This is a genomic window from Mesorhizobium amorphae, from assembly GCF_014843845.1.
Taxonomy (GTDB): Bacteria; Pseudomonadota; Alphaproteobacteria; order Rhizobiales; family Rhizobiaceae; genus Mesorhizobium; species Mesorhizobium amorphae_A.
In genome coordinates, this window is the sequence record NZ_JHQS01000060.1 from 192,767 (window position 1) to 217,037 (window position 24,271).

General features: G+C 63.5%; 20 protein-coding genes and 2 pseudogenes. 16 read left to right on the top strand and 6 right to left on the bottom strand.

The features are described from left to right. Window positions 1–76 precede the first annotated feature (76 nt). Window positions 77–1,333, top strand: coding sequence for a D-amino acid dehydrogenase (locus tag DH08_RS26005; protein ID WP_192182000.1), 1,257 nt, complete (start codon window positions 77–79; stop codon window positions 1,331–1,333). A gap of 106 nt (window positions 1,334–1,439) precedes the next feature. On the opposite strand, the gene DH08_RS26010 is transcribed toward DH08_RS26005, so the two are convergent. From DH08_RS26010 to DH08_RS26020, 3 genes are all read right to left on the bottom strand, one after another. Continuing rightward, window positions 1,440–3,602 carry a phospholipase D-like domain-containing protein gene (locus DH08_RS26010; protein ID WP_192182001.1) on the bottom strand — a complete coding sequence of 721 codons (2,163 nt, stop codon included), beginning with the start codon at window positions 3,600–3,602 and terminating at the stop codon, window positions 1,440–1,442. Beyond that, window positions 3,599–3,958: a phospholipase A2 family protein gene (locus DH08_RS26015; RefSeq protein ID WP_246801003.1), complete on the bottom strand. Its 360-nt coding sequence runs from the start codon at window positions 3,956–3,958 to the stop codon at window positions 3,599–3,601. The genes DH08_RS26010 and DH08_RS26015 overlap by 4 nt, the downstream gene beginning before the upstream one ends. 174 nt (window positions 3,959–4,132) lie before the next feature. Continuing rightward, window positions 4,133–5,014, bottom strand: a complete 882-nt coding sequence (locus DH08_RS26020) for a LysR family transcriptional regulator (RefSeq protein WP_192182002.1) — start codon at window positions 5,012–5,014, stop codon at window positions 4,133–4,135. Window positions 5,015–5,390: 376 nt separating this feature from the next. Between DH08_RS26020 and DH08_RS26025 the strand changes: the two genes are divergently transcribed. Both DH08_RS26025 and DH08_RS26030 read left to right on the top strand, forming a co-directional pair. Further along, window positions 5,391–6,887: a CoA-acylating methylmalonate-semialdehyde dehydrogenase gene (locus DH08_RS26025; protein WP_192182003.1), complete on the top strand. Its 1,497-nt coding sequence runs from the start codon at window positions 5,391–5,393 to the stop codon at window positions 6,885–6,887. A gap of 693 nt (window positions 6,888–7,580) precedes the next feature. Then, the gene (locus DH08_RS26030) at window positions 7,581–7,895 is read left to right on the top strand and encodes a hypothetical protein (protein WP_192182004.1); all 315 of its coding nucleotides are present in this window, start codon (window positions 7,581–7,583) and stop codon (window positions 7,893–7,895) included. A gap of 69 nt (window positions 7,896–7,964) precedes the next feature. Here the strand turns inward: DH08_RS26030 and DH08_RS26035 are convergent, their stop codons facing one another. Further along, complete coding sequence (locus tag DH08_RS26035) at window positions 7,965–8,267, bottom strand: nuclear transport factor 2 family protein (RefSeq protein WP_345892447.1); 303 nt, start codon at window positions 8,265–8,267, stop codon at window positions 7,965–7,967. 110 nt (window positions 8,268–8,377) lie between these two features. Here DH08_RS26035 and DH08_RS26040 point away from each other — a divergent pair, with 110 nt between their 5' ends. Next, on the top strand, window positions 8,378–8,773 hold the full coding sequence (locus tag DH08_RS26040) for a winged helix-turn-helix transcriptional regulator (protein ID WP_192182005.1): 396 nt from the start codon (window positions 8,378–8,380) through the stop codon (window positions 8,771–8,773). An 11-nt stretch (window positions 8,774–8,784) separates the two neighbouring features. On the opposite strand, the gene DH08_RS26045 is transcribed toward DH08_RS26040, so the two are convergent. Next, window positions 8,785–9,444, bottom strand: coding sequence for a GntR family transcriptional regulator (locus DH08_RS26045; protein WP_192182006.1), 660 nt, complete (start codon window positions 9,442–9,444; stop codon window positions 8,785–8,787). A 100-nt stretch (window positions 9,445–9,544) separates the two neighbouring features. Between DH08_RS26045 and DH08_RS26050 the strand changes: the two genes are divergently transcribed. The 3 genes from DH08_RS26050 to DH08_RS26060 are packed head-to-tail and all read left to right on the top strand — an operon-like array spanning window position 9,545 to window position 12,814. Beyond that, window positions 9,545–10,438: a dihydrodipicolinate synthase family protein gene (locus DH08_RS26050; protein ID WP_192182007.1), complete on the top strand. Its 894-nt coding sequence runs from the start codon at window positions 9,545–9,547 to the stop codon at window positions 10,436–10,438. A 42-nt stretch (window positions 10,439–10,480) separates the two neighbouring features. Then, window positions 10,481–11,797, top strand: a complete 1,317-nt coding sequence (locus DH08_RS26055) for an FAD-dependent oxidoreductase (protein ID WP_192182008.1) — start codon at window positions 10,481–10,483, stop codon at window positions 11,795–11,797. Window positions 11,798–11,812: 15 nt separating this feature from the next. After that, on the top strand, window positions 11,813–12,814 hold the full coding sequence (locus tag DH08_RS26060) for a 4-hydroxyproline epimerase (protein ID WP_192182009.1): 1,002 nt from the start codon (window positions 11,813–11,815) through the stop codon (window positions 12,812–12,814). Here DH08_RS26060 and DH08_RS26065 read toward each other — a convergent pair. Next, window positions 12,807–13,715: a LysR substrate-binding domain-containing protein gene (locus DH08_RS26065; RefSeq protein WP_192182010.1), complete on the bottom strand. Its 909-nt coding sequence runs from the start codon at window positions 13,713–13,715 to the stop codon at window positions 12,807–12,809. The two genes, DH08_RS26060 and DH08_RS26065, sit on opposite strands and share 8 nt — an antisense overlap. Before the next feature lie 101 nt (window positions 13,716–13,816). On the opposite strand from DH08_RS26065, the gene DH08_RS26070 reads away from it, so the two are divergent. The 9 genes and pseudogenes from DH08_RS26070 to pyc all read left to right on the top strand — a co-directional run bounded on the left by DH08_RS26070 (window position 13,817) and on the right by pyc (window position 24,037). Then, window positions 13,817–14,203, top strand: a complete 387-nt coding sequence (locus tag DH08_RS26070; RefSeq protein WP_192182011.1) for an ectoine synthase — start codon at window positions 13,817–13,819, stop codon at window positions 14,201–14,203. Window positions 14,204–14,210: 7 nt separating this feature from the next. Then, window positions 14,211–14,300 (top strand): annotated as a pseudogene (locus DH08_RS37215) (proline racemase family protein); the annotation flags it as partial. A 349-nt stretch (window positions 14,301–14,649) separates the two neighbouring features. Next, a complete protein-coding gene (locus DH08_RS26080; RefSeq protein WP_192182012.1) occupies window positions 14,650–15,552 on the top strand; it encodes a branched-chain amino acid ABC transporter permease in 903 nt (300 codons plus the stop codon). 4 nt (window positions 15,553–15,556) lie between these two features. Further along, window positions 15,557–16,951 carry a high-affinity branched-chain amino acid ABC transporter permease LivM gene (gene livM / locus DH08_RS26085; RefSeq protein ID WP_192182013.1) on the top strand — a complete coding sequence of 465 codons (1,395 nt, stop codon included), beginning with the start codon at window positions 15,557–15,559 and terminating at the stop codon, window positions 16,949–16,951. Further along, window positions 16,951–18,036: pseudogene (locus DH08_RS26090) on the top strand (ABC transporter ATP-binding protein); the annotation flags it as partial. The gene livM and the pseudogene DH08_RS26090, both read left to right, overlap by 1 nt. A 14-nt stretch (window positions 18,037–18,050) precedes the next feature. After that, a complete protein-coding gene (locus tag DH08_RS26095; RefSeq protein ID WP_192182015.1) occupies window positions 18,051–18,779 on the top strand; it encodes an ABC transporter ATP-binding protein in 729 nt (242 codons plus the stop codon). Window positions 18,780–18,797: 18 nt separating this feature from the next. Beyond that, window positions 18,798–19,145 (top strand): DUF6867 family protein, encoded by a 348-nt coding sequence (locus DH08_RS26100; RefSeq protein WP_006204856.1) that lies wholly within the window; start codon window positions 18,798–18,800, stop codon window positions 19,143–19,145. Window positions 19,146–19,282: 137 nt separating this feature from the next. Continuing rightward, the gene (locus DH08_RS26105) at window positions 19,283–20,401 is read left to right on the top strand and encodes a branched-chain amino acid ABC transporter substrate-binding protein (RefSeq protein ID WP_192182016.1); all 1,119 of its coding nucleotides are present in this window, start codon (window positions 19,283–19,285) and stop codon (window positions 20,399–20,401) included. Window positions 20,402–20,578: 177 nt separating this feature from the next. Beyond that, complete coding sequence (pyc, locus tag DH08_RS26110) at window positions 20,579–24,037, top strand: pyruvate carboxylase (protein WP_192182017.1); 3,459 nt, start codon at window positions 20,579–20,581, stop codon at window positions 24,035–24,037. Window positions 24,038–24,271: the final 234 nt, after the last annotated feature.

Consider the following 24,271-nt stretch of genomic DNA (forward strand, 5'->3'; position numbering starts at 1 on the left):
TGGCGGGCGCTCGAAAATCCGGCAGACAGAGCATGACGACCCGGCCTGACGAGACGTCGTCGTGGAGAGCGATGCGATGAAGATCTTCGTGCTGGGCGGCGGCGTGATCGGGGTCACCACTGCCTATTATCTCGCCGAGGCCGGCCATGAGGTCACGGTGTTCGACCGCCAGAAGGGGCCGGCGCTGGAAACCAGCTTCGCCAATGCCGGCGAGGTCTCGCCGGGCTATGCCTCACCTTGGGCAGGGCCTGGCATTCCGCTGAAGGCGATCAAATGGCTGCTGATGAAGCATGGTCCGCTGGTGGTGCGGCCGGCCTTCGATCCGCATATGTGGACATGGCTGCTCAAGATGCTGCGCAATTGCACGGCCGAGCGCTACGCGCTCAACAAGTCGCGCATGGTGCCTTTGGCCGAATACAGCCGCGATACGCTGAAGGCGCTGCGCGCGGCGACAGGCATCGCCTATGACGAGCGGACCAAAGGCACGCTGCAGCTGTTTCGCACGCAAAAGCAGCTCGACGGCACCGGCGGCGACGTCGAGGTGCTGAAGAAATACGGCGTCCCCTATGAACTTCTCGATCCCGAAGGCTGCATCGGAGCCGAGCCGGCCTTGGCCGGCGTGCGCGGCAAATTCGTCGGCGGCCTCAGGCTGCCCGGCGACGAGACCGGCGATTGCAAGATGTTCACCGACCGCATGGCCGAGCTCTGCGTGGCGCGCGGCGTGACCTTCGAATACGGGACGACGATCTCGTACATCGTCAGGACCCGCAATCGCATCAAACACATCAACACCGACAAGGGCGGACGATCGGCCGACGCCTATGTGATGGCGATGGGCAGCTATTCGGCCCAGTTCATGCGCAAAGTAAAGCGGCCGATCCCGGTCTATCCGGTCAAGGGCTATTCGATCACTGTGCCGATCAAGGACGCCGACGCGGCACCCGTCTCGACTGTGATGGACGAGACCTACAAGGTGGCGATCACCAGGCTTGGCGACCGCATCCGCGTCGGCGGCACGGCGGAGATTTCTGGCTTCGATCTCAGGCTGCACGAAACGCGCCGGCGCACGCTCGAGCATTCGGTCGGCGATCTGTTTCCGGGCGGCGGTGACCTCAAGGCGGCGAGCTTCTGGTGCGGCCTGCGGCCGATGACGCCTGACGGGCCGCCGCTGGTCGGCCAAAGCGAATTGTCCAACCTCTACCTCAACACCGGCCATGGCACGCTCGGCTGGACCATGGCCTGCGGCTCGGCCCGGGTGCTGGCCGACATCATCTCCAACCGGGTGCCGGAGATCAACGCGCGCGACCTCAGCCCAGACCGCTATCTGAAGTAGCTTTTGAGCATGATATTTACCGAAGCTTCGGTTCGAGATCACGCTTATCTCTTTGTTTGATGCAATTCCGGACGGAAAACCGCTGGACACTTTTCCTGGAATTGCTTCAGAACGCCTGCTTCACCCAGCCCTCTGAGAACAGCAGCCGGTAGGCCCAGGGGATCGTCACCTTGGTGGATACCGGGTTCGAATGGGCGAGATAGTCGTCATAGATTGGCTTCATGCGGCGGTAGAAGGCGGGATCGAGCACCATCATGCCGTTCTCCGAGTCGTGGAAGAAGCTGCGGTTGTTGAGGTTGACCGACGAGATCGTCACCAGCCTTTCGTCGATCATCATGATCTTGGAATGCAGCACGACGTCCGGCGCCTTGAATTCGCGGATGTCGATGCGGTCGCCATATTTCTCGACGAACAGCTTGTTGAGCGCGGTGAGGAACTTGCCGCCGATGTCGCCCTTGAGGTCGATGCGGCCGACGATATCGATCTTCACGCCGCGCGCCAGCGCCCGGTCGAAGGCCAAAGCGAGCTTCGGCGTCAGGTTGAGATAGGGATTGACGATCTGGATGTGGTGCTCGGCGGTGTCGACCAGCTCGACGAAGTAATCCTCCAGCGCATGCCCGTCCTCATAGGGCACGGAAATGAAATGCCGCGCCACGCCTGACGGTTGCCGGCCACGGGTACGGACCGGAATGGAGAAGGGCCGGGAGATGTTGGTGTCGGCATCGTGCAGCCACAGGGTCGAAAGATGCGCGGCGAGCGTTTCGACTGTTGCCGGGTCGGCGATCTCGATGTCGAAGTCGCTCCAGTTCGAATAGTAGTTCAGCGAGAAACCATCGGTCTTGCCGTATTGCTGCAAATAGGGGTAGCGCGACAGGTCGACCGGCTTGTGGAACAGGAAGCCGTCATGGATGTTGCGGCCGCCGATGATGACGCGCGAGCGGCCGGGGTCTTCGGCCAGCGTCGCCAGCATCTTGACGTGGTGGGTCTTGTGCAGCTGCGACAACTGCTCGTCGATCGGCGCGCCGCGGTCGGCCTGCCAGCGGTATTCCTGCAATTCGACATTGGGGAACTCCGCCGCCAGCCGGTGCAGCATGGCGTCGTCCTTCTCGCGCTCGAGCACGTCGGTCACCATGATGCGCACCTTGGTGCCCAAAGCGGCGTGGTGGCGGATCAGCCGCTCGATGACGCGGCCGGAAAAATCCGCCTTGAACTCCAGCGACGACAGATAGATCAGCCTGAGCTTTGGCGCGTGCGAGAAATCGAGCGGCAATTCCGGGTCGCCCTTGTCGAATGCGCTGTCCGGCAGCGTCGCGCCCAGCAAGGCTTCGACCTTGGCGTTAAAACCGTCGCGCGATTTGCGCAGCAGGCGCGGCTGCCGGAGCGGCATCGCGCAGGTCTGCGACAGCCAGCGGCTGGCGTAGAAGACGCGGTCGAGTTCCTCCAGCCACGCCGGATCAGGCTCCGGGCAGCGCTCGTAGAGGCTGTCGAGTGCGGCAAGCGCCGGATCGGCGTTCTCTTCGCGCAAGATGGTGAGCGGCGCGCCGGCCGGCGCCCGGCTGGAGCGGATTTTCAAGTCGCAGCGGTTCAGGGTCTCGTCCGGAAACAGGCTGATCGAGGTGTCGCTTGCCGGTAGGCGGAAGCTGAAGGCCGAACCCTGGGCTATGGTGCGGGAGCGGCCGCCGGCGCGGATCGCCAGCGCCCCGTCGCAGGTGCCGCCAATGTCGACCGCCTGGCTGCCGGCCTGGCGCAGCACGATCTCGACCGAGCGTGCCTGCAGGCCGGAAAAGGTGAACGTCTTCGCCTCGGAAGGCCGAGCCGCGGCATCGACATAAAGCGTCTGCCGCGACACCCGCCAGCGCGCCGTGAAGTGGCCTTCACCAGGTTTGCCGTGCGTCGGCGGCACCTGTGTTGCGGAGACAGGCTTTGCCAGCCGCTCCAGCGTCCGGTATGTCGCCTGAAAATCGCTGTTGGCGATGTCGTGGCGGTCGTGGCCGAAGGGGCCCGTGCCGTTCGCCCGGTCCATGGCACCGATCTCGTTGTGGGCGAGCAGCGCCAGGAACTGCTTCTCGTAATCGCTCTCGCCAGGGGTGCCGAAATACTGGGCAGCCGCGATGTCCGGTCCAGGCGCCTTGGCCGACAAAGACGGGCGCGTGCAGGCGGTTTCGCCGGAAAAGAAGTCGCATGTGCGGCCATGCGGGCCGGCGCAACCGGCCAGCGCTGTCACCGCCAGCCAGAGCAGGGCCAGGTATCCGATATTGTGCCTGCTCACCCTGTCGCCCCGTTCATCGTCTTGAGCTGGGCGGGATCGCGTGGCGGCATGAAGCCCTGCGGAAATACTTTGCAGACGGGGACAGCAAAGGTGGCGATCAAAAGCTCGGCCTCGTTGCGCATCGTCCTCCGCTCGGTCTTGTCGTCGCGGATCGCCCTTGCCGAGGCGACAAGCGCGCCGTCGCAATCGCAATGATCGTGGCGGGCGATGTAGCAGGCGTCATGGGTCTGGCAGGCGGCATCGAGACGGTCGACCGGCCGCAACGAGAGGTCGCCGCTGCGTGTGCCCGGACCGCAATAATTGCCGAAGACGAAAGGCGAGGGGCGGGCCAGGGCATAGCGGATCGGCTTCGGCATTCCGCTTCGGGCACCTTGGTCCAGGGGTTGGCGCAGCCCGACAGGAGAACCAGCGGCAGGATGGCAAGAACGACTCGCATTGTTTCCGCGCCAGCTTTCGAATGTGGTCCACCCGGCGCTTACCGCTCGGTGGCGGATGCCACACTGGCCGATTTTGTGGCAAGGGCAAGGCGCTCAGACGAACAGCGTTCGCTCGCGCTCCACTGCCTTGGTGATGAAATTGGCGACCACCTGGACACGGCGCAGCGGCCTCACCGATTCGTGATAGACCAGCCAGTAGGCGCGGCGGATCGGGGCCACGATGTCGACAGGCACCAGCTCCGGCATGGAGCGGGCGACGAAGGTGTGCAGGATGCCGATGCCGGCGCCGGAGCGCACCGCCTCGGCCTGGCCAAGCGCCGAGGAGATGGCGAAGCTGGTGCGCCAGTCGGCGCTGAACTCGGCCGCATAGTCGAGCGAGGGGCTAACGATGAGGTCGGGCACGTAGCCGATCAGCGTATGCTGGCCAAGCGCGGCTGCCGTTTGCGGCAGGCCATGCGCCTCGACGTAGGTGCGGGAGGCAAACAGGCCGAGCGTGTAGTCGACCAGCTTGCCCGCCACCAGCCGGCCCTCGGTCGGTCGCTCGACGGTGATGGCGATGTCGGCCTCGCGCCTGGACAGCGAAAACGAGCGCGGCACAGGCACCAGCTGGATGGTGAGTTCGCGGTGGAGTGTCGTCAGCTGGCCGAGGTGCTTGGCCAGGAAGGCGACGCCGAAGCCGTCGGGCGCGCCGATGCGCACCGTGCCCGAGATGTCGTCGCCTTCGCCGGCCACTGTCGAGCGCGCGGCGATCATGTCGCTCTCCATGCGCTCGGCAATGTCGAGGAAACGTTCGCCGGCCGGTGTCAGTTCGCTGCCGGTGGTGAGACGGCGAAAAAGTTTTGTCCTGAGTGCTTCCTCGAGCGCTGCGATGCGGCGCGAGACGGTGGCGTGGTTGAGTTCAAGGCGCTTTGCCGCGCCGAGGATCTGGCCGGCGCGCGCCACGGCGAGGAAGATGCGGACGTCATCCCAGTTCATGGGGGTGGTCCGCGTTAGTAACGAGCGCCGCGTTCCCGCCCACCCCCCTCTGTCCTGCCGGACATCTCCCCCGCAAGGGGGGAGATCGGATGTCCTGCCCGCCTTCGCAAATCTTCATCGCCGCAAAGGAGGCACCGGCGCTGAAGCTGACAATCTCCCCCCTTGCGGGGGAGATGTCCGGCAGGACAGAGGGGGGTGTGAAGGAACGCAGTCTCTCAATCCCTGCTGTTATCGAGCTGCACCCTATCATTTGCAGCAATTGATGCACAGCCACTCACCGCACTCTATTTTCTGCACAACGGTTGCGTTCTGGCTCGCGTTGCCATCGCCCCGGCAAAGGCGGACAATGCCTCATACAAAACAAGGGAGAGAGATCATGATCGAATACGGTCATTACATCGGCGGCAAGCATGTCGCCGGGACCAGCGGCCGCAAGCAGGACGTCATGCAGCCGATGGACGGCTCCGTGCGCGGCACGGTGGCGCTGGCTTCGCAGGCGGAACTGCGCGCGGCGGTCGAAAACGCCAAGGCGGCACAGCCGAAATGGGCCGCCACCAACCCGCAGCGCCGCGTGCGTGTGCTGATGAAATTCCTCGAACTGGTCGCCAGGGACTATGACCAGCTGGCCGACATCCTGGCGCGCGAGCACGGCAAGACCATCGCCGACGCCAAGGGCGACATCCAGCGCGGCCTCGAAGTGGTCGAAGTCTGCATCGGCGCGCCGCATATGATGAAGGGCGAATTCACCGACGGCGCCGGCCCCGGCATCGACGTCTATTCGATGCGCCAGCCGCTCGGCGTTGTCGCCGGCATCACCCCGTTCAACTTCCCGGCGATGATCCCGCTGTGGAAGATCGCCCCGGCCATCGCCTGCGGCAATGCCTTCATCCTGAAGCCTTCCGAGCGTGATCCGGGCGTGCCGATCCGCATCGCCGAACTGTTCCTCGAGGCCGGCCTGCCGGCCGGCATCCTCAACGTCGTCAATGGCGACAAGGAAGTGGTCGACGCCATCCTCGACGATCCGGACATCAAGGCCGTCGGCTTCGTCGGCTCGACGCCGATCGCCCACTACATCTATTCGCGCGGCACCGCAGCCGGCAAGCGCGTGCAGTGCTTCGGCGGCGCCAAGAACCACATGATCATCATGCCCGACGCCGACATGGACCAGACCGTCGACGCGCTGATCGGCGCCGGCTATGGCTCGGCCGGTGAGCGCTGCATGGCGATCTCGGTGGCCGTGCCGGTCGGCAACGACACCGCCAACCGGCTGATGGAAAAGCTGATCCCGCGCGTCGAGAGCCTCAAGGTCGGCCCGTCGACGGATTCATCCGCCGATTTCGGCCCGCTGGTGACGGCGCAGGCGCTGGAGCGCGTCAAGGGCTATGTCGACATCGGCGTCAAGGAAGGCGCCAAGCTGGTCGTCGACGGCCGCGGCTTCTCCATGCAGGGCTACGAGAACGGCTACTATATGGGTGGCTGCCTGTTCGACAACGTCACCGCCGACATGCGCATCTACAAGGAAGAGATCTTTGGGCCGGTGCTCTCGGTGGTGCGCGCGCCGACCTACGAGAACGCCATCAAGCTCGCCAACGACCACGAAATGGGCAATGGCGTCGCCATCTACACCCGCGACGGCGACGCGGCGCGCGACTTTGCCTCGCGGGTCCAGGTCGGCATGGTCGGCGTCAACGTGCCGATCCCGGTGCCGATCGCCTATTACACCTTCGGCGGCTGGAAGGCGTCGTCCTTCGGCGACCTCAACCAGCACGGCGCGGACGCGTTCCGTTTCTACACCAAGACCAAGACGGTCACCTCGCGCTGGCCGTCCGGCATCAAGGATGGCGCGGAATTCGTCATCCCGACGATGAACTAGCCGGACGTTTCTTCGCTTGCGCGTCCTCGCCTTCGGCTGCGGGCGCGCGGGCCGGCATCAAGGGCGCCGAGTTCGTCATCCCGACGATGAACTGATCCGTTTCGAATATCGACAATCAAAGGCCCGGCCAGGAACCGGGCCTTTTGCTTTCTGGGATTACGGATCGCGGCCAGTATCTGCCGGAATGCTAATGTGATGGAACCATGCGGGCAGCGGTGATTTTACCTCGCCAAGCGCCGCCGCGGAGGGCCGGCGGATCAATCGATGGGCGGTGGCGATTGCTTCGAGCGTCACCGGTGCAAGGAGGTGTGAGATGACTCGTCTCGATCCTTGCCACCGACACGCAAGGTCAGAATTGCACCATCATGGCGGGCGAAGGTCGGGACGGTGCGACGATGGTGGCTGCCCTGCCGGGTACCTGAAGGTTTTCCAAGGCTGTTTCGGCATGGCCAGACCGCGCCTGTTTTTCGGATCCAAAAGGGAACAAGCGGGCGTCCCCGCGCGGCGCCCGCTTGTTATTTTCCTTGGCCAGCACCATATATGGAACATAGCGGGAACATCCGCTGGACGGCAGACCGGAACACAGAAAGGAGCGACGCGATGATGACGTCGGAACCGGCCTGGGTCGCCCCGGCAAAATGAGGCCGTCAACCACCTCTTCTTGCCGGGACGCGATGGCAAAGGAGGTGCTTTATGGCACGCAAATCTCTGTCAGCTTGGGTGAAGACCCTGGTTCTTGCCGGTGCACTGGCGATGGGCACGAGTGCCGCCAGTGCCCAGTACCAGTTCTGCGTTGAGCACGGCGTTCTCGTCGCGCATCTGAGCGAGAATTTCCAGGAAAAGCAGTTTGCGTTCGGGCTGATCGGTCAGACCGCGATCATGGAAGTCTTTGTCGCTGAGAGCGGAACCTGGACGATCGTCGTCACCGATGTCGCCGGCACAAGCTGCATCATCGCGGCCGGCAACAATTGGGAAAACGTGGTGACCCAGCCCGGCCACGATGCGTGACGGAACGGGCGCTGTGCCTTGCGCGCCCGCCGTCAAAGCCGATGAACGATGGCCTCGCCGGCTGCATCGTCATGCGCCGATCTCCAGCCGCGTGATCCCCTGGTCGGCCAGCGTGAAGTTGTAATGGAGTGTCGCCGGACTGCCGGGGAAATTGCCCGACACGATGCCGGCGACCCGCCATGCATGGCCATCGACCGTCGCGTCGGCAACCTCGACCGTCACCCGATATTTGCGTGTGGTTGCTTCCATCCAGTCACGGATGGCCACTGCCCCCTGATGGGTTTCGCCTTCATCACGGACCGTGGCGTCCGGCGAGAAGGGGATGAGCATCCCGTCGATGTCATGCCTGTTCTTGGCGGCAAAATAATCCACCAGAGGCTGGGAAGTTTTACGGTCATGGGTTCGTCTCCGGTTCCGATTACCGCTGTCGACCTGACGTCCGCGGCGCTTGTCCGGGCCCTAAAATGAGATATGCTGAAGAAATGACAAGAACCGACGAAAAAGTAAGGTACTTACCTGAAAGTAAGGACGGGCCCGAAGGTGATGATGAGGGGCTAACGCCGTCGTCCGCGGCGAGCGGCGTCGAGAATGTGCTGCGCATTTTGGAAGGCCGTTGGAAACTGGTGATCCTGTTTCACCTGTTCGGCGGCAAGGTGCTGCGCTTTTCCGATCTCGAACGGGCGATCCCGGCGATCTCGCAGAAGATGCTGATCCAGCAGCTGCGGCAGATGGAGGCCGACGGCACCGTGCACCGCATCGTGCATCACCAGGTGCCGCCGAAAGTCGAGTACTGCCTGACCGACTGGGGCCAGGCGCTATGCCCGGCCCTCGATGCTTTGCTGAAATGGGCGGCGCAAAAGGAGCCGGCCGAACGCTGATTCCGATTTGTCTATCGCGTCGCCGCCGTCTCGGCATGGCCACGCAGCAGCGCCATCAGCCGCTTGGCGTCCTTGGCGGCGGATTCCTCGTCGCCATCGAGGATCGAGCGGATCAGCGCGACGTGGTGCTCGGCCGATTCGGCGAGCCCGGTATCGGCCTTGTAGCGGAACCAGAAGCGGCGGCTGTGGGTCTGCAGGGGTGCGGCAAGCCGCGCCGCGAACGGGTTGTCGGCGGCCAGCGCCAGCGCCTCGTCGAGCGCCTTGTCGGCCTGGATGAAGGCCAGCACGTTGCCCGAGATCACCGCCTTCTGCATGGCGAGTGCGGCTTCGTGAAACAGGTCGGCAGCCTCGCGGGTGACGAAGCGGGCGGCCGAGCGGGCCAGCACCACCTCGACGCCGCGACGCGCGTCGAGGACGCGCAGCCAATCGCCGGGATGGAGCGGAGCAATGGCGATGCCGGCACGCGGCCGGACGTCGAGCAAACTTTCCCAGGCCAGGCGCTGGATCGCCTCGCGCACCGGCGTGCGGCCGAGGCCGAGGCGTTCGATCAGCGCGCCTTCGGTGACGAAACTGGCGGGCGCCAGTTCGAGCGTCACGATCATGTGCTCAAGCATGCGGTAGGCCTTCGCCGCCGCTGGCTCGGAGCCAGATATATCATCCCACAATGCCATCGCGCCCTCTGATATATTTTAGATATATCATAACAGATTCCGCATTGACAGCGGGTTTCTTGTTAAATATATCACTGATATATCAGATGGAGAGATAGCTATGTGGACCGGAGTTTTCCCCGCCGTCACGACCAAATTCACCGAGGACGACCGCCTCGACCATGCCGAGATGGAGCGCTGCTTTACGCTACAGATGGAGGCCGGTTGCGACGGCATCATCGTTTGCGGCTCGCTCGGCGAAGGGCCGATGCTGTCGCATGACGAGAAGATCGAGGTGCTGAAGACGGCACAGAAGGTCGCCGGCAAGAAGCCGGTGCTGCTGACGGTCAACGAGGCCGGCACCCGCGAGGCGGCCAGCATCGCGCGCCGCGCCGCCAAGGAAGGCGCCAACGGACTGATGGTCGTGCCGAGCCCGATCTATCACACCAATGAGGAAGAGACGGTCGCGGCGCTCCGCGCCGTCGCCGAGGCCGGCGACCTGCCGGTCATGATCTACTCCAACCGGCTCGCCTACCGCGTCGACGTTACCGTCGACCAGATGGAGGAACTGGCGGCCGACAAGCGCTTTGTCGCCATCAAGGAATCCTCCGACGACATTCGTCGCTCGACTGAGATCATCAACCGCCTCGGCGACCGCTACGACCTGTTCACCGGCGTCGACAATCTCGCCTTCGAGGCGCTGTCGGTGGGCGCGATCGGCTGGGTGGCCGGGCTGGTCACCGCCTTCCCGCGCGAGACGGTGGCGATCTACCAGCTGATGAAGCAGGGTCGCCGCGAGGAGGCTCTCTCCATCTATCGCTGGTTCCGGCCGCTGCTCGACCTCGACGTGTCGACCTATCTGGTGCAGAACATCAAGCTGGCGGAAGTGTTTGCTATTCAAACCAACGACCGCGTGCGCATGCCGCGCCAGCCGCTGTCGGGCGAGCGCCGCAAGGCGGTCGAGAAGATCGTCAAGGACGCATTGGCAGGGCGGCCGAAGCTGCCGCAGTTCTAAGTAATCTCTTAGAAAATGGCGGCAGCCTGATAAGGGGCCCACGTGCAAGGAAATTCCAAATCGGCAGAAGAAGGGTGCCGCTCCTCATCCGCCCTTCGGGCACCTCCCCGTGAACAGGGAGAAGGAGAAGATATCGCCATCGTCGGTGGCGGCATCATCGGCATCTGTGCCGCCGCCTATCTCACCGAGGCGGGGAGAAACGTCACGATCTTCGATCGGACCGGCATTTGCGAGGAGACGAGCTCCGGCAATGCCGCCGCCTTCGCCTTTTCCGACGTGCTGCCGCTCGCGCACAAGGGCATGATCCGGCAATTGCCGAAATGGCTTGCCGATCCGCTGGGGCCGCTCAGCATTCCGCCCGCCTACCTGCCGAAACTCCTGCCCTGGCTGTTCCGCTTCTGGCGCGCCGGGCGGGCCGATCTCTACGAAGCCAGCCTTGCGGCGCAGGTCGGCATGATGCGGCTTGCCGAGGCGGAATGGATGGATCTGCTGGATCGCTCCGGCACGCGGCCGATGTTGCGCGAGGACGGCTCGCTGGAGCTTTATGAGAGTGAGGCCGAGTTCGGCGCCGCGCTGGCCGGCTGGACGGCGCGGCAGCGGTTCGGCGTCAATTTCCGGCATGTCGGGCGCGAAGAGCTGGCAACCCTGCAGCCGGGGGTCTCGCCGCGCTTCGTCAGGGGCACGTTTGTGCCAGGATGGAAAACCGTCGCCGATCCCAAACTACTCGGCAAGGCGGTCTGGGCCTATGCCGAGGGTCTGGGCGCCCGCTTCGAAAAAACCCGGATCGAGCGTGTCGATGCGGGTCAGGACGGTGCGACGCTGACGCTTGCCGATGGCACCACGCGACGGGCAAGGCAGCTCATCATCGCCGCCGGCGCATGGTCGCATCTGCTAGCGAAAAACCTCGGCGAGCGCATCCCGCTGGAGACCGAGCGCGGCTACAACACGACGCTGCCGAAGACCGCTTTCGACGTGAAGCGGCAACTGATCTTCTCCGGCCATGGCTTCGTCATCACGCCGCTCGAAACGGGCTTGCGCGTCGGTGGCGCGGTCGAACTCGGCGGCATCGAGCGGCCGCCGAATTTCGCCCGCTCGAAGGCCATGCTGGAAAAGGCGAAAGCCTTCCTGCCCGGACTCGATCCCGCCGGCGGTCGCGAATGGATGGGGTTCCGGCCGTCGCTGCCGGATTCGCTGCCGGTCATCGGCGGTGCCCGGAACAGCCCATCTGTCGTCTATGCCTTCGGCCACGGCCATCTTGGCCTGACCCAGTCGGCGGCCACCGGCCGCTTGATCCGCGATCTGCTTCTCGGGCAGACTCCGCCGATCGATCTCGCGCCTTTCAGTCCACAACGGTTTTGAGTTCCAGGAGACGTCATGGCCAAGCAATCCTTCTTCTGCATCGACGGCCATACCTGCGGCAATCCGGTGCGGCTGGTCGCCGGCGGCGGGCCGCTGCTCCAGGGTTCGACGATGATGGAGCGGCGCGCGCATTTCCTTGCCGAATATGACTGGATCCGCACCGGGCTGATGTTCGAACCGCGCGGCCACGACGTGATGTCGGGCTCGATCCTCTACCCGCCGACGCGCGAGGATTGCGACATCGCCATCCTGTTCATCGAGACCTCGGGCTGCCTGCCGATGTGCGGCCACGGCACGATCGGCACGGTGACGATGGCGATCGAGCACGGGCTGATCAAGCCGAAGACACCGGGGGTGCTGAGGCTCGACACGCCGGCCGGCCTGGTCATCGCCGAGTACAAACAGGTCGGCGAGTATGTCGAGGAGGTGCGCATCACCAATGTGCCATCCTTCCTCTATGCCGAGGGCCTGACGGTGGAATGTCCGCAGCTCGGCGAGATCAAGGTCGACGTCGCCTATGGCGGCAATTTCTACGCCATCGTCGAGCCCCAGGACAATTATCGCGACATGGCCGATCATTCCGCCGGCGACCTCATCGCCTGGAGCCCGGTGGTGCGGCAACGGCTGAACGACAAGTATACATTCGAGCATCCCGAGAATTCGGGCATCAACCGGCTGTCGCACATGCTGTGGACCGGCAAGCCGACACACCCTGAAGCGGATGCACGCAATGCCGTCTTCTACGGCGACAAGGCAATCGACCGCTCACCTTGCGGCACCGGAACCTCGGCGCGGATGGCGCAGCTTCATGCCAAGGGCAAGCTCAAGGCCGGCGACAGCTTCGTGCATGAATCGATCATCGGCTCGCTGTTCAAGGGCAGGGTCGAAATGGAAGCCAGCGTCGCGGGCAAGCCGGCGATTATCCCCTCGATCGGCGGCTGGGCGCGGATGACCGGACTGAACACCATCTTCATCGACGACCGCGATCCGTTCGCGCATGGGTTCATCGTCAAGTGACGTCGATTGGGCCGGCCTGAGATTCTTTGTCGGCTGAAACCTCCTGGCGAAACCAGTCGGCGAACTTGAGCGCTGCCGGTGAGGCTTGCGCCGACATCGTCAGGAAGTAGCCCTTGTCGCGGTTTGTCGCGACCTCCGACAGAACGATCAGGTCGCCGCGCCTCAACTCGTCGCGAAAAACCTCGACCGGACAGAGCGCCACGCCGTGACCGGCGATGACCGCCGTGGCAAGAATGTTGAAGTCGGCAAAAACCGGTCCGTTTCCCACATCGACCCCGGGCAATCCGGCCTCCAGAAACCATTCACGCCAGCCCTGGCGAGTCTCGTCGTGCAGAAGGTCGGCGACGGCGATGCCGGCCGGCGTGCGCAGATGCTCCCTGCCTGCGAGATAGTGCGGGCTGCACACCGGCCGATTGAAGCGTGAAAACAGCTTTAGGCTGGTGACGTCGGGAGATGGATCGGCACCGAGCGTGATCAGCACATCGTTCTGGCCGTCGCCGAGCCTCTCATCGGCCTTGGCGTAGGCGACCCTCATGCCGATACCGGGATGACGCGCGGTGAAGTCCGACAGACGCGGCACCAGCCAGCGGCTGGCGATGGATGGAATACAGCCTACGGACAACGTCTCAAGCCCGGCATTGCGTCGTATTCGGCGGCACGTGGCGCCGAGTTCGGCAAGCGCGCCGCTCGCCGAGGCCTGCAGGATCACCCCCGCTTCCGTCAGGCGGACCTTGCGGGCATCCCGGTGAAAGAGCGAGACGCCCAGCCATTCCTCCAGCCGCCTGATCTGGTGGCTGATGGCGGGATGGGTGACGTGAAGCTCTTCGCCGGCAGCCGAAAAGCTCAGATGGCGGGCAGCCGCCTCGAAAGCGCGAACGGCATTCAGTGGGATGTAGTCCATTTGTAAAATTTACTAACATATCGTGTGAGAAGCAATCATTTGAAATCCTGCCTTCGCTGCGGCATTCGTTGGCCAAACTAATGCCTTTGGAGGGAACGATCGTGTTTACAAGACAACTGACTGATGTAGAAAAAACTGACTTCTTCGTCGATTGGGGCAATGGCACAAGCCATCGCCTGCTGACGCAGCAGGACGGCATGGGCTTCACCGTCTGCCATACCATTGTGCGTGCAGGCAGCGAATCACGCCTGCACTACCGGAGGCATTTCGAGGCCTGCTACTGCATCGCCGGCGCGGGCGAGGTCGAAGACATGTCCGGCCAGGTGCACCGAATCGAGCCGGGCACGATCTATGTGCTCGACGAACATGACGAGCACTATTTGCGTGCGGACGCGGCCAGCGACATGGTCCTGGTCAGTGTATTCAATCCCCCGTTGAACGGCACCGAGCGGCACGTTCTCGGTCGGGACGGCGGCTCGGCTTACTGACCCTTGCCGCACGATCATCCCCTCTATCGGCGGCTGGGCGCGCATGACTGGACTGAACACCATCTTCATCGACGACTGCGACCCGTTGGCGCATGGTTCGTCGTCAAACAGGGAGAATCCTGACCAAGCGGAACAGCAAGAGCGCAAACGGGACGGCCTTGGCCGGCGCAACGATCCTGCCCATCACCTAATTTTGACGGCGATTTCTTCGAAATGGCGTGCATGATACGGCTGAATCGTCAAAGACATTGCGTTATGCCAATGATAGGGTCCGCGATAGTCCAGGGGTCGGATAGCGAAAAAACGGGCGATCGGATGGCGTGCCGGCAAAACACGTTCGACGATTGAAAAATCACGTTGCAATCCGGGCTCGAAACTTTACGACTAGGGGAAATACGAAAAGGAATGCGTCCACAAAGGCGACATTCCAGGGGAGCCACGGCAGTATGCAGTACTTCGTCCAGCAGCTTATCAACGGGCTGACGCTGGGATCGATCTATGGGCTGATCGCAATCGGCTATACGATGGTCTACGGCATCATCGGCATGATCAATTTCGCCCATGGCGACATTTTCATGGTCGGCGCCTTCACCGCCCTCATCGTCTTTCTCATCCTCGGCGCGCTGTTCTATTCAGTGCCGGTCGTCATCGCCCTGCTGATCATGATGATCGTGGCGATGCTTCTGACCAGCCTCTACAACTGGACCATCGAAAAGGTGGCTTACCGGCCGCTGCGCGGTTCGTTCCGGCTGGCGCCGCTGATCACCGCGATCGGCATGTCGATCGCGCTGTCCAACTTCGTCCAGGTGACGCAAGGGCCGCGCAACAAGCCGATCCCGCCGCTGGTGTCCAAGGTCTACACGATCGAGGGCGTCAGCGTGTCGCTGAAGCAGATCATCATCGTTCTGGTCACGGCAATCCTGCTGGCGATCTTCTGGTATCTCGTCAACAAGACCTCGCTTGGCCGGGCGCAGCGCGCCTGCGAGCAGGACCGCAAGATGGCGGCGCTGCTCGGCGTCGACGTCGACCGTACCATCTCCATCACCTTCATCATGGGCGCGGCCCTTGCCGCCGTCGCCGGCACGCTGTTCCTGATGTATTACGGCGTCGTGGTGTTCTCCGACGGCTTCGTGCCGGGCGTGAAGGCCTTCACCGCAGCCGTGCTCGGCGGTATCGGTTCGCTGCCCGGGGCCGTGCTCGGCGGGCTGTTGATCGGCTTCATTGAAAGCATGTGGTCGGCCTATTTCTCGATCGACTACAAGGACGTCGCCGCCTTCTCCATCCTGGCGATCGTGCTGATCTTCCTGCCTTCCGGCATTCTGGGCCGGCCAGAAGTCGAAAAGGTCTGAGCTCATGGCAGTCACCGTCTCTCCGGAGCGCGACGTCGTCGCCACTCCCGTGCAGCGCGCTTTCCGCGAGGCGCTCTATGCCGGCGCCATCGCGCTCGGCCTGTTCGTGTTGTTCATCGGCCTGAAGACCGACCAGAACATCTCGAACGAGCTGATCCTGTTGCAACGCTGGGGCCTCCTTGCCATCGTCGTCATCGCCACCGCCGTCGGTCGCTTCGTCTATGTCGGCTATGCGCAGCCGGCGATGGAACGGGCCAAGGCGCAAAAGGCCGCGGCGCCAGCGGCGGCCGCAACTGCGCCCGGCTTCGTACGCCGAAACTTCAACCAGATCGGCGTTGCCGTGCTGTTGCTGTATCCGGTGGTGATCGTGCTTATGTTCGGCTTCCAGGGTTCGCTGAAATGGGTCGACAATTTCGGCATCCAGATCCTGATCTATGTGATGCTGGCCTGGGGGCTGAACATCGTCATCGGCCTCGCCGGCCTGCTCGATCTCGGCTATGTCGCCTTCTATGCCGTCGGTGCCTATGCCTATGCGCTGCTCGGCACGCATTTCGGCCTGTCGTTCTGGATCCTGCTGCCGGCTGCCGGCCTGATGGCCGCGTTCTGGGGCGTGATGCTCGGTTTTCCGGTGCTCCGGCTGCGCGGCGACTATCTGGCGATCGTAACGCTGGCCTTCGGCGAGATCATCCGTCTGGTGCTGATCAACTGGCGCGAGGTGACCAACGGCTCGGCCGGTATCTCCGGTATCCCGAAAGTCACGTTCTTCGGCCTGATGTCGTTCAACGTTTCTGACCCGAACTACATTGCCAAGGTTTTGGGCATCGCCCAGTCGGGCGCCTACTACAAGATTTTCCTCTATTATCTGATCCTCGGTCTCTGCTTCCTCACTGCCTTCGTCACCATCAGGCTGCGCCGCCTGCCGGTCGGCCGCGCCTGGGAAGCGCTGCGCGAGGACGAGATCGCCTGCCGCTCGCTCGGCATCAACACCACCACCACCAAGCTCACCGCCTTTGCCACCGGCGCCATGTTCGGTGGCTTCGCCGGCTCCTTCTTCGCCGCGCGGCAAGGCTTCGTCAGCCCGGAATCCTTCGTCTTCCTGGAATCGGCGATCATCCTGGCCATCGTCGTGCTTGGCGGCATGGGGTCGCTGGGCGGCATCGCGGTGGCGGCGCTGGTGATGATCGGCGGCACCGAAATCCTGCGCGAGCTGAACTTCCTCAAGGTGGTGTTCGGTCCCGACTTCACGCCGGAACTCTACCGCATGCTGTTGTTCGGCATGGCCATGGTCATCGTCATGCTGTGGAAGCCGCGCGGTTTTGTCGGCAGCCGTGAGCCGACCGCCTTCCTCAAGGAGCGAAAAGCGGTATCGGGCTCCTTCACCAAGGAAGGTCACGGCTGATGAGTGCGAGCCCTTCCACGAACGACTTCATCCTGCAGGTCGAACATTTGTCGATGAAGTTCGGCGGCCTGATCGCCATCGGCGACCTGTCCTTCCAGGCCAGGCGCGGCGAGATCACCGCGCTGATCGGCCCGAACGGCGCCGGCAAGACCACCGTGTTCAACTGCATCACCGGCTTCTACAAGCCGTCGGAAGGCATGATCACGCTCAACCGGATTGACGGCTCGAGCTACCTGCTCGAGCGCTTGCCGAACCACGAGATCCCGGCACGCGCCAAGGTGGCCCGTACCTTCCAGAACATCCGCCTGTTCTCGGGCATGACGCTGCTGGAGAACCTTCTGGTCGCCCAGCACAACAAGCTGATGAAGGCGTCGGGCTATACGATGCTTGGCCTGTTCGGCTTCTCGAGCTACCGCAAGGCATCGGCCGAATCGATCGACCTGGCCAAGCACTGGCTGGAAAAGGCCAATCTCGTGGATCGCGCCGACGATCCGGCCGGCGATTTGCCCTATGGCGCGCAGCGGCGCCTGGAGATCGCGCGTGCCATGTGCACGGGGCCGGAACTTCTGTGCCTCGACGAGCCGGCCGCGGGCCTCAATCCGAAGGAATCGGCGGCGCTCAATGCGCTGCTGATGGACATCAAGAACAACACTGGCACCTCGATCCTTCTGATCGAACACGACATGTCGGTGGTCATGCAGATTTCCGACCATGTCGTGGTGCTCGAATACGGGCGCAAGATCTCGGACGGCAGTCCGCAATCGGTGCGCACCGACCCGCGCGTCATCGCCGCCTATCTCGGCGTTGACGATGAGGAGGTCGAGACGGTGCTGATCGAGGTCGGCGACGAGGACGTCATCGAGCAGCTGGACACTGGCCCCGACGCCGCGCACGGCCCGGGCACGTCGTCTTCGTTTCTCGCCGGACCGGTGACCGACACGATCGGCCATAGCGAGGGCGAGCGCGTCACGGTGTCGAAGGGCGCCTCGAAAGCAGAGCAGGTCGATGCAAAGGCCAATGCCGCGCCAAGAAAGCCTGCCGAGCGGGCCACGGCCAAGCCGACCGGGTCGACACCCAAGCCGCGCGGAGGGCGTAAGTAATGGCCGGTACAACGCTGCTCGATATAAAGGGCGTCGAGACCTACTACGGCAACATCCGGGCGCTGAACGGCGTCGACGTCAGCGTCAACCAGGGTGAGATCGTGGCGCTGATCGGCGCCAACGGCGCCGGCAAGTCGACGCTGATGATGACCATCTTCGGCGCGCCGCGGGCTCGTGCCGGCACGATCACCTTTTCCGGCACCGACATCACGCAGATGCCGACGCACGAAATCGCGCGCATGCGCATCGCCCAGTCGCCGGAGGGTCGCCGCATCTTCCCGCGCATGACGGTGATGGAAAACCTGCAGATGGGCGCCAGCCTCGACAACCTCAAATATTATGATGAGGATGTCGAGAAGGTGTTCACGCTGTTCCCGCGCCTGAAGGAGCGCATCGCCCAGCGCGGCGGCACGCTATCGGGCGGCGAGCAGCAGATGCTGTCGATCGGACGCGCGCTGATGGCACGGCCGAAGCTGCTCCTGCTCGACGAGCCGTCGCTGGGGCTGGCGCCGCTGATCGTCAAGCAGATATTCGACGCCATCCGCGAATTGAACCGCACCCAGGGGCTGACCGTATTCCTGGTCGAGCAGAACGCCTTCGGCGCGCTGAAGCTCGCCGCTCGGGGCTACGTCATGGTCAACGGCAATGTGACGATGAGCGGCACCGGCAAGGAGTTGCTCGCCAATCCGGAAGTGCGCGCCGCCTATCTCGAAGGCGGACACCACTGAGTTCAGGAGACATCAATCATGCAGGGCATTCTCTATGAGGAACCCTCGATCTGGCAGTTCTTCTTCGTCACCTGCCTGCTCGGCGGCTGGGCCGCATGGATGACGGGGAGGGCGAGCGCGCAGACCTGGCGCAGCTTCTTCCAGCTGTTCCTCTACATGCTGGGCCTCGGCATCGGCATCAGGTTCATCCATCACGCGCTGTTCGACGGCACGATGTTCTCGCTGCATTACTACATCGTCGATACAATCGTGCTGATGATACTGGGCTTCATCGGCTACCAGTACACGCGCACCAACCAGATGGTGACGCAGTATAATTGGCTCTACGAAAGAGCATCGCTTTTGAGCTGGAAACCGAAGGGTTGACGTTCATGATTAACGCCGCTTCGGGGATGAATCGGCGTGACAAGTGCCTGAAAATCGGCAAACTGAGCTTTCTGCGATAAGGGTGGGCATCGCATGAAAGTGTCATCCACGCCCACTCCGTAAATGGGAGCGTTTATATGAAAAAGTCACTCTTGTCCGCCGTGGCCCTGACCGCGTTCATCGCGTTCAGCGGCAGCGCGTGGGCTGACATCCTGATCGGCGTCGCCGGTCCGATCACCGGCCCGAACGCCGCTTTCGGCGCCCAGCTGCAGAAGGGCGCAGAGCAGGCCGTCGCTGACATCAACGCGGCCGGCGGTGTCCTCGGCCAGCAACTCAAGCTGAGCGTCGGTGACGACGTGTCGGATCCGAAGCAGGGCATCTCGGTCGCCAACAAGTTTGTCGCCGACGGCATCAAGTTCGTCGATGGCCACTTCAATTCGGGCGTCTCAATTCCTGCGTCGGAAGTCTATGCCGAGAATGGCATCCTCGAGATCACGCCTGCCGCGACCAATCCGAAGTTCACCGAACGCGGCATGTGGAACACGTTCCGCACCTGCGGACGCGACGACCAGCAGGGCAAGGTTGCCGGCGACTATGTCGCCAAGAACTTCAAGGACGCCAAGATCGCGCTCATCCATGACAAGACGCCTTATGGCCAGGGCCTTGCCGACGAAACCAAGAAGGCGCTCAACGGCAATGGCGTCACCGAAGCCATGTATGAAGGCATCAATGTCGGCGACAAGGACTTCTCGGCGCTCATCGCCAAGATGAAGGAAGCCGGCGTCTCCGTCGTCTATTATGGCGGCCTGCATACCGAGGCCGGCCTGATCATACGCCAGCTCGCCGACCAGGGCCTCAAGGCCCAGTTCATGTCCGGCGACGGCATCGTCTCGAACGAACTGGCCTCCATCGCCGGCGACGCCGTCGAAGGCACGCTGATGACGTTCGCTCCCGATCCGCGCAAGAACCCGAACGCCAAGGAGCTTGTCGAGAAGTTCCGCGCCGCCGGTTTCGAGCCGGAGGCTTACACGCTCTACTCCTACGCCACGATACAGATCATCGCGGCGGCTATCACCAAGACCGGCTCGGCCGACGATGCCCAGAAAGTCGCCGAGACGATCAAGTCGAGCGGCCCCTGGACGACGGCCATCGGCGACATCGGCTATGACGCCAAGGGCGACATCACCCGCCCGGACTACGTCATGTACACCTGGAAGAAGGGCGACGACGGCAAGTACTCCTACTTCGAGCAATAAGCCGGCAAACGTCTGAAATTGGAAAATGCCCGGCGCACCGCGCCGGGCATTTTTCATTGCTGGCGCGAACAAACCATTTAAATCGGTTTAGATGTCGCGCGAATCCGTTTGCACTGCAGCATTTTCACGTTAATCATTGCGGCAGCCCCCATCCTCTCCGCCTTTGGAGCGCAGTCCTTGGCCATCACGAAGATCCTTGTCGCCAACCGGTCCGAAATCGCCATCCGCGTCTTCCGCGCGGCCAACGAGCTTGGCCTCAAAACCGTGGCGATCTGGGCCGAAGAGGACAAATATTCGCTGCACCGCTTCAAGGCCGACGAAAGCTACCAGGTCGGGCGCGGGCCGCATCTCAGCAAGGACATGGGGCCGATCGAAAGCTATCTGTCGATCGAAGAGGTGCTCCGCGTCGCCAGGCTGTCGGGCGCCGACGCCATCCACCCGGGCTACGGGCTGTTGTCGGAAAGCCCTGAGTTCGCCGAGGCCTGCGCCGAGGCCGGCATAACCTTCATCGGACCCAAGCCCGAGACGATGCGCCGGCTCGGCAACAAAGTCGCGGCACGCAATCTGGCGATCGAGGTCGGCGTGCCGGTCGTGCCGGCCACCGAGCCGCTGCCGGACGACATGGAGGCAGTCAAGGCGCTCGCCAAGACCATCGGCTATCCGGTGATGCTGAAGGCATCGTGGGGCGGCGGCGGCCGCGGCATGCGTGCCATCCGCTCCGAGGCCGATCTCGCCCGCGAGGTCATGGAAGGCAAGCGCGAGGCCAAGGCCGCCTTCGGCAAGGACGAGGTCTATCTCGAAAAGCTGATCGAGCGCGCCCGCCATGTCGAGGTGCAGGTGCTGGGCGACACGCATCGCAACGCCGTGCACCTCTTCGAGCGCGACTGCTCGATCCAGCGCCGCAACCAGAAGGTCGTCGAGCGCGCGCCGGCGCCCTATCTCAGCGAGGCGCTGCGCCAGGAACTGTGCGGCTATGCGCTGAAGATCGCGCGCGAGACCGCCTATATCGGCGCCGGAACGGTCGAGTTCCTGCAGGACGCCGACACCGGCAAGTTCTATTTCATCGAGGTCAATCCGCGTATCCAGGTCGAGCACACCGTCACCGAGCAGGTGACCGGCATCGACATCGTCAAGGCGCAGATCCACATCCTCGACGGCTTCGCCATCGGCACGCCGGAATCGGGCGTGCCGGCGCAGAAGGACATAAGGCTGAACGGCCACGCGCTGCAGTGCCGCATCACCACGGAAGACCCCGAGCACAATTTCATCCCGGACTATGGCCGCATCACCGCCTATCGCGGCGCCACCGGCTTCGGCATCCGCCTCGACGGCGGCACCGCCTATTCGGGCGCAGTCATCACCCGCTTCTACGATCCATTGCTGGAGAAGGTGACGGCGTGGGCACCGACGCCGGCCGAGACCATCGCCCGCATGAACCGCGCGCTGCGCGAATTCCGCATTCGCGGCGTGGCAACCAACCTCACCTTCCTCGAAGCGATCATCAATCACCCGAGCTTCGCCGACAATTCCTACACGACCAAATTCATCGACACGACGCCCGAGCTGTTCCAGCAGGTCAAGCGCCAGGACCGCGCGACCAAGCTGCTCAACTATCTGGCCGATGTCAGCGTCAACGGCCATCCCGAGACGCGCGGCCGCCCCATGCCCAAGGCCGATGCGGCGGCACCGGTGGTGCCCTATCTCAACGGCAAGGTGCCTGGCGGCAGCAAGCAGAAGCTCGATGCGCTCGGTCCGGAGAAATTCGCGGCCTGGATGCGTGCGCAGAAAGAGGTTCTGGTCACCGACACGACGATGCGCGATGGGCACCAGTCGCTGCTCGCCACCCGCATGCGCACGCATGACATCGCCGGTATTGCCGGCACCTATGCGCGCGCTTTGCCGCAATTGCTGTCGCTCGAATGCTGGGGCGGTGCGACCTTCGACGTCGCCATGCGCTTCCTCACCGAGGATCCGTGGGAGCGGCTGTCGCTGGTGCGCGAGGCGGCGCCCAACCTTTTGCTGCAGATGCTCCTGCGCGGCGCCAACGGCGTCGGCTACACCAACTATCCCGACAATGTCGTGCAGCATTTCGTCCGCCAAGCGGCTAGCGGCGGCGTCGATCTGTTCCGCGTCTTCGACTGCCTGAACTGGGTGGAGAACATGCGCGTCGCCATGGACGCGGTCGGCGCCGAAGGCAAGCTGATCGAAGCCGCGATGTGCTACACCGGCGACATCCTCGATCCGGCGCGGGCCAAATACGACCTCAAATACTATGTCGGGCTGGCGAAGGAACTACAGGCCGCCGGCGCGCATATCATTGCGGTCAAGGACATGGCCGGGCTGCTGAAGCCGAGTGCCGCGCGCGTGCTGTTCAAGGCGCTGCGCGAGGAGACCGACCTGCCGATCCATTTCCACACGCACGACACGTCGGGCCTGTCGGCGGCGACGGTGCTGGCGGCGGTTGAAAGCGGTGTCGACGCCATCGACGCAGCGATGGATTCCTTCTCGGGCAACACCTCGCAGCCTTGCCTCGGCTCGATCGTCGAGGCGCTGAAGGGCACCGAGCGCGACCCCGGCCTCGACCCGCAATGGATCCGCAGCATCTCGTTCTACTGGGAAGCGGTGCGCAACCAGTATGCCGCGTTCGAGAGCGACCTTAAGGGACCGGCTTCGGAAGTTTACCTGCACGAGATGCCGGGCGGACAGTTCACCAACCTCAAGGAGCAGGCGCGCTCGCTGGGGCTCGAAACACGCTGGCACGAGGTGGCGCAGACCTATCACGACGTCAATCTGATGTTCGGCGACATCGTCAAGGTGACGCCGTCGTCCAAGGTCGTCGGCGACATGGCGCTGATGATGGTGAGCCAGGATCTGACCGTCGCCGATGTCGAGAACCCGAACAAGGACATCGCCTTCCCGGACTCGGTGGTGTCGATGCTGCGCGGCGATCTCGGCCAGTCGCCCGGCGGCTGGCCCGAGAAGCTGCAGAAGAAGGCGCTGAAGGGCGACAAGCCGATCGCGGCGCGGCCGGGTTCGTTGCTCAAGCCGGCCGATCTCAAGGCCAGCCGCAAGGAAATCGAGCAGAAGCTCGAACGCAAGCTCAGCGAATACGAATTCGCCTCCTGGCTGATGTATCCGAAGGTGTTCTCCGACTTCGCCGCCACGCAGGAGATCTATGGGCCGGTCAGCGTGTTGCCGACGCCGACCTATTTCTACGGCATGAAATCGGAAGACGAGATTTTCGTCGACATCGAAAAGGGCAAGACGCTGGTGGTGCGCTGCCTGGCGATCGGCGACGTCGACGAGAAGGGCATGGTCACCGTGTTCTTTGAGCTCAATGGCCAGCCGCGCCGCGTGAAGGTTCCGGATCGCGCACATGGCGCGTCGGCGGCCAAGGCGCGGCGCAAGGCCGAGCCGGGCAACGAGGCGCATGTCGGCGCGCCGATGCCGGGCGTGGTCTCCGCGCTTGCCGTTGCCGCCGGCCAGGCGGTCAAGGCCGGCGACGTGCTGCTCTCCATCGAGGCGATGAAGATGGAAACGGCGCTGCATGCCGAACGCGACGGCACCGTTGTCGAGGTGCTGGTCAAGGCCGGCGACCAGATCGATGCGAAGGATCTGCTGATCGCCTTCGGCTAAGGCGTGTCGATATTCAGGTGATGCCGGCCTGCAAACGCCGGCTTCCTGCGCTTCCGGTGCTCACGTACTTTTAGTACGCTCCGCTCCGGTTCTCGGAAACCATCTTGTTTGGCCGCTTCGCGTCCGTCTTCGACTCCGACTCGGCCTGAATCTCAATACACCTTAGGATGTGTCCAACCCTTCATGTCGCGTCGATAACGGCTTGACCCGCGCCGCCCGCTCGGGCATCGAACC

Bases quoted from the DNA above. Each gene is read 5' to 3' on its own strand.
- DH08_RS26095 (WP_192182015.1), top strand. From the start codon at position 18,051: ATGGCCGGTACAACGCTGCTCGATATAAAGGGCGTCGAGACCTACTAC.
- DH08_RS26020 (WP_192182002.1), bottom strand. From the start codon at position 5,014: ATGAACTGGGATGACGTCCGCATCTTCCTCGCCGTGGCGCGCGCCGGC.
- DH08_RS26045 (WP_192182006.1), bottom strand. From the start codon at position 9,444: ATGGCATTGTGGGATGATATATCTGGCTCCGAGCCAGCGGCGGCGAAG.
- DH08_RS26030 (WP_192182004.1), top strand. From the start codon at position 7,581: ATGGCACGCAAATCTCTGTCAGCTTGGGTGAAGACCCTGGTTCTTGCC.
- DH08_RS26060 (WP_192182009.1), top strand. From the start codon at position 11,813: ATGGCCAAGCAATCCTTCTTCTGCATCGACGGCCATACCTGCGGCAAT.
- DH08_RS26025 (WP_192182003.1), top strand. From the start codon at position 5,391: ATGATCGAATACGGTCATTACATCGGCGGCAAGCATGTCGCCGGGACC.
- DH08_RS26040 (WP_192182005.1), top strand. From the start codon at position 8,378: ATGACAAGAACCGACGAAAAAGTAAGGTACTTACCTGAAAGTAAGGAC.
- DH08_RS26015 (WP_246801003.1), bottom strand. From the start codon at position 3,958: ATGCCGAAGCCGATCCGCTATGCCCTGGCCCGCCCCTCGCCTTTCGTC.
- livM (WP_192182013.1), top strand. From the start codon at position 15,557: ATGGCAGTCACCGTCTCTCCGGAGCGCGACGTCGTCGCCACTCCCGTG.
- DH08_RS26005 (WP_192182000.1), top strand. From the start codon at position 77: ATGAAGATCTTCGTGCTGGGCGGCGGCGTGATCGGGGTCACCACTGCC.
- DH08_RS26100 (WP_006204856.1), top strand. From the start codon at position 18,798: ATGCAGGGCATTCTCTATGAGGAACCCTCGATCTGGCAGTTCTTCTTC.
- DH08_RS26050 (WP_192182007.1), top strand. From the start codon at position 9,545: ATGTGGACCGGAGTTTTCCCCGCCGTCACGACCAAATTCACCGAGGAC.
- DH08_RS26065 (WP_192182010.1), bottom strand. From the start codon at position 13,715: ATGGACTACATCCCACTGAATGCCGTTCGCGCTTTCGAGGCGGCTGCC.
- DH08_RS26105 (WP_192182016.1), top strand. From the start codon at position 19,283: ATGAAAAAGTCACTCTTGTCCGCCGTGGCCCTGACCGCGTTCATCGCG.
- DH08_RS26080 (WP_192182012.1), top strand. From the start codon at position 14,650: ATGCAGTACTTCGTCCAGCAGCTTATCAACGGGCTGACGCTGGGATCG.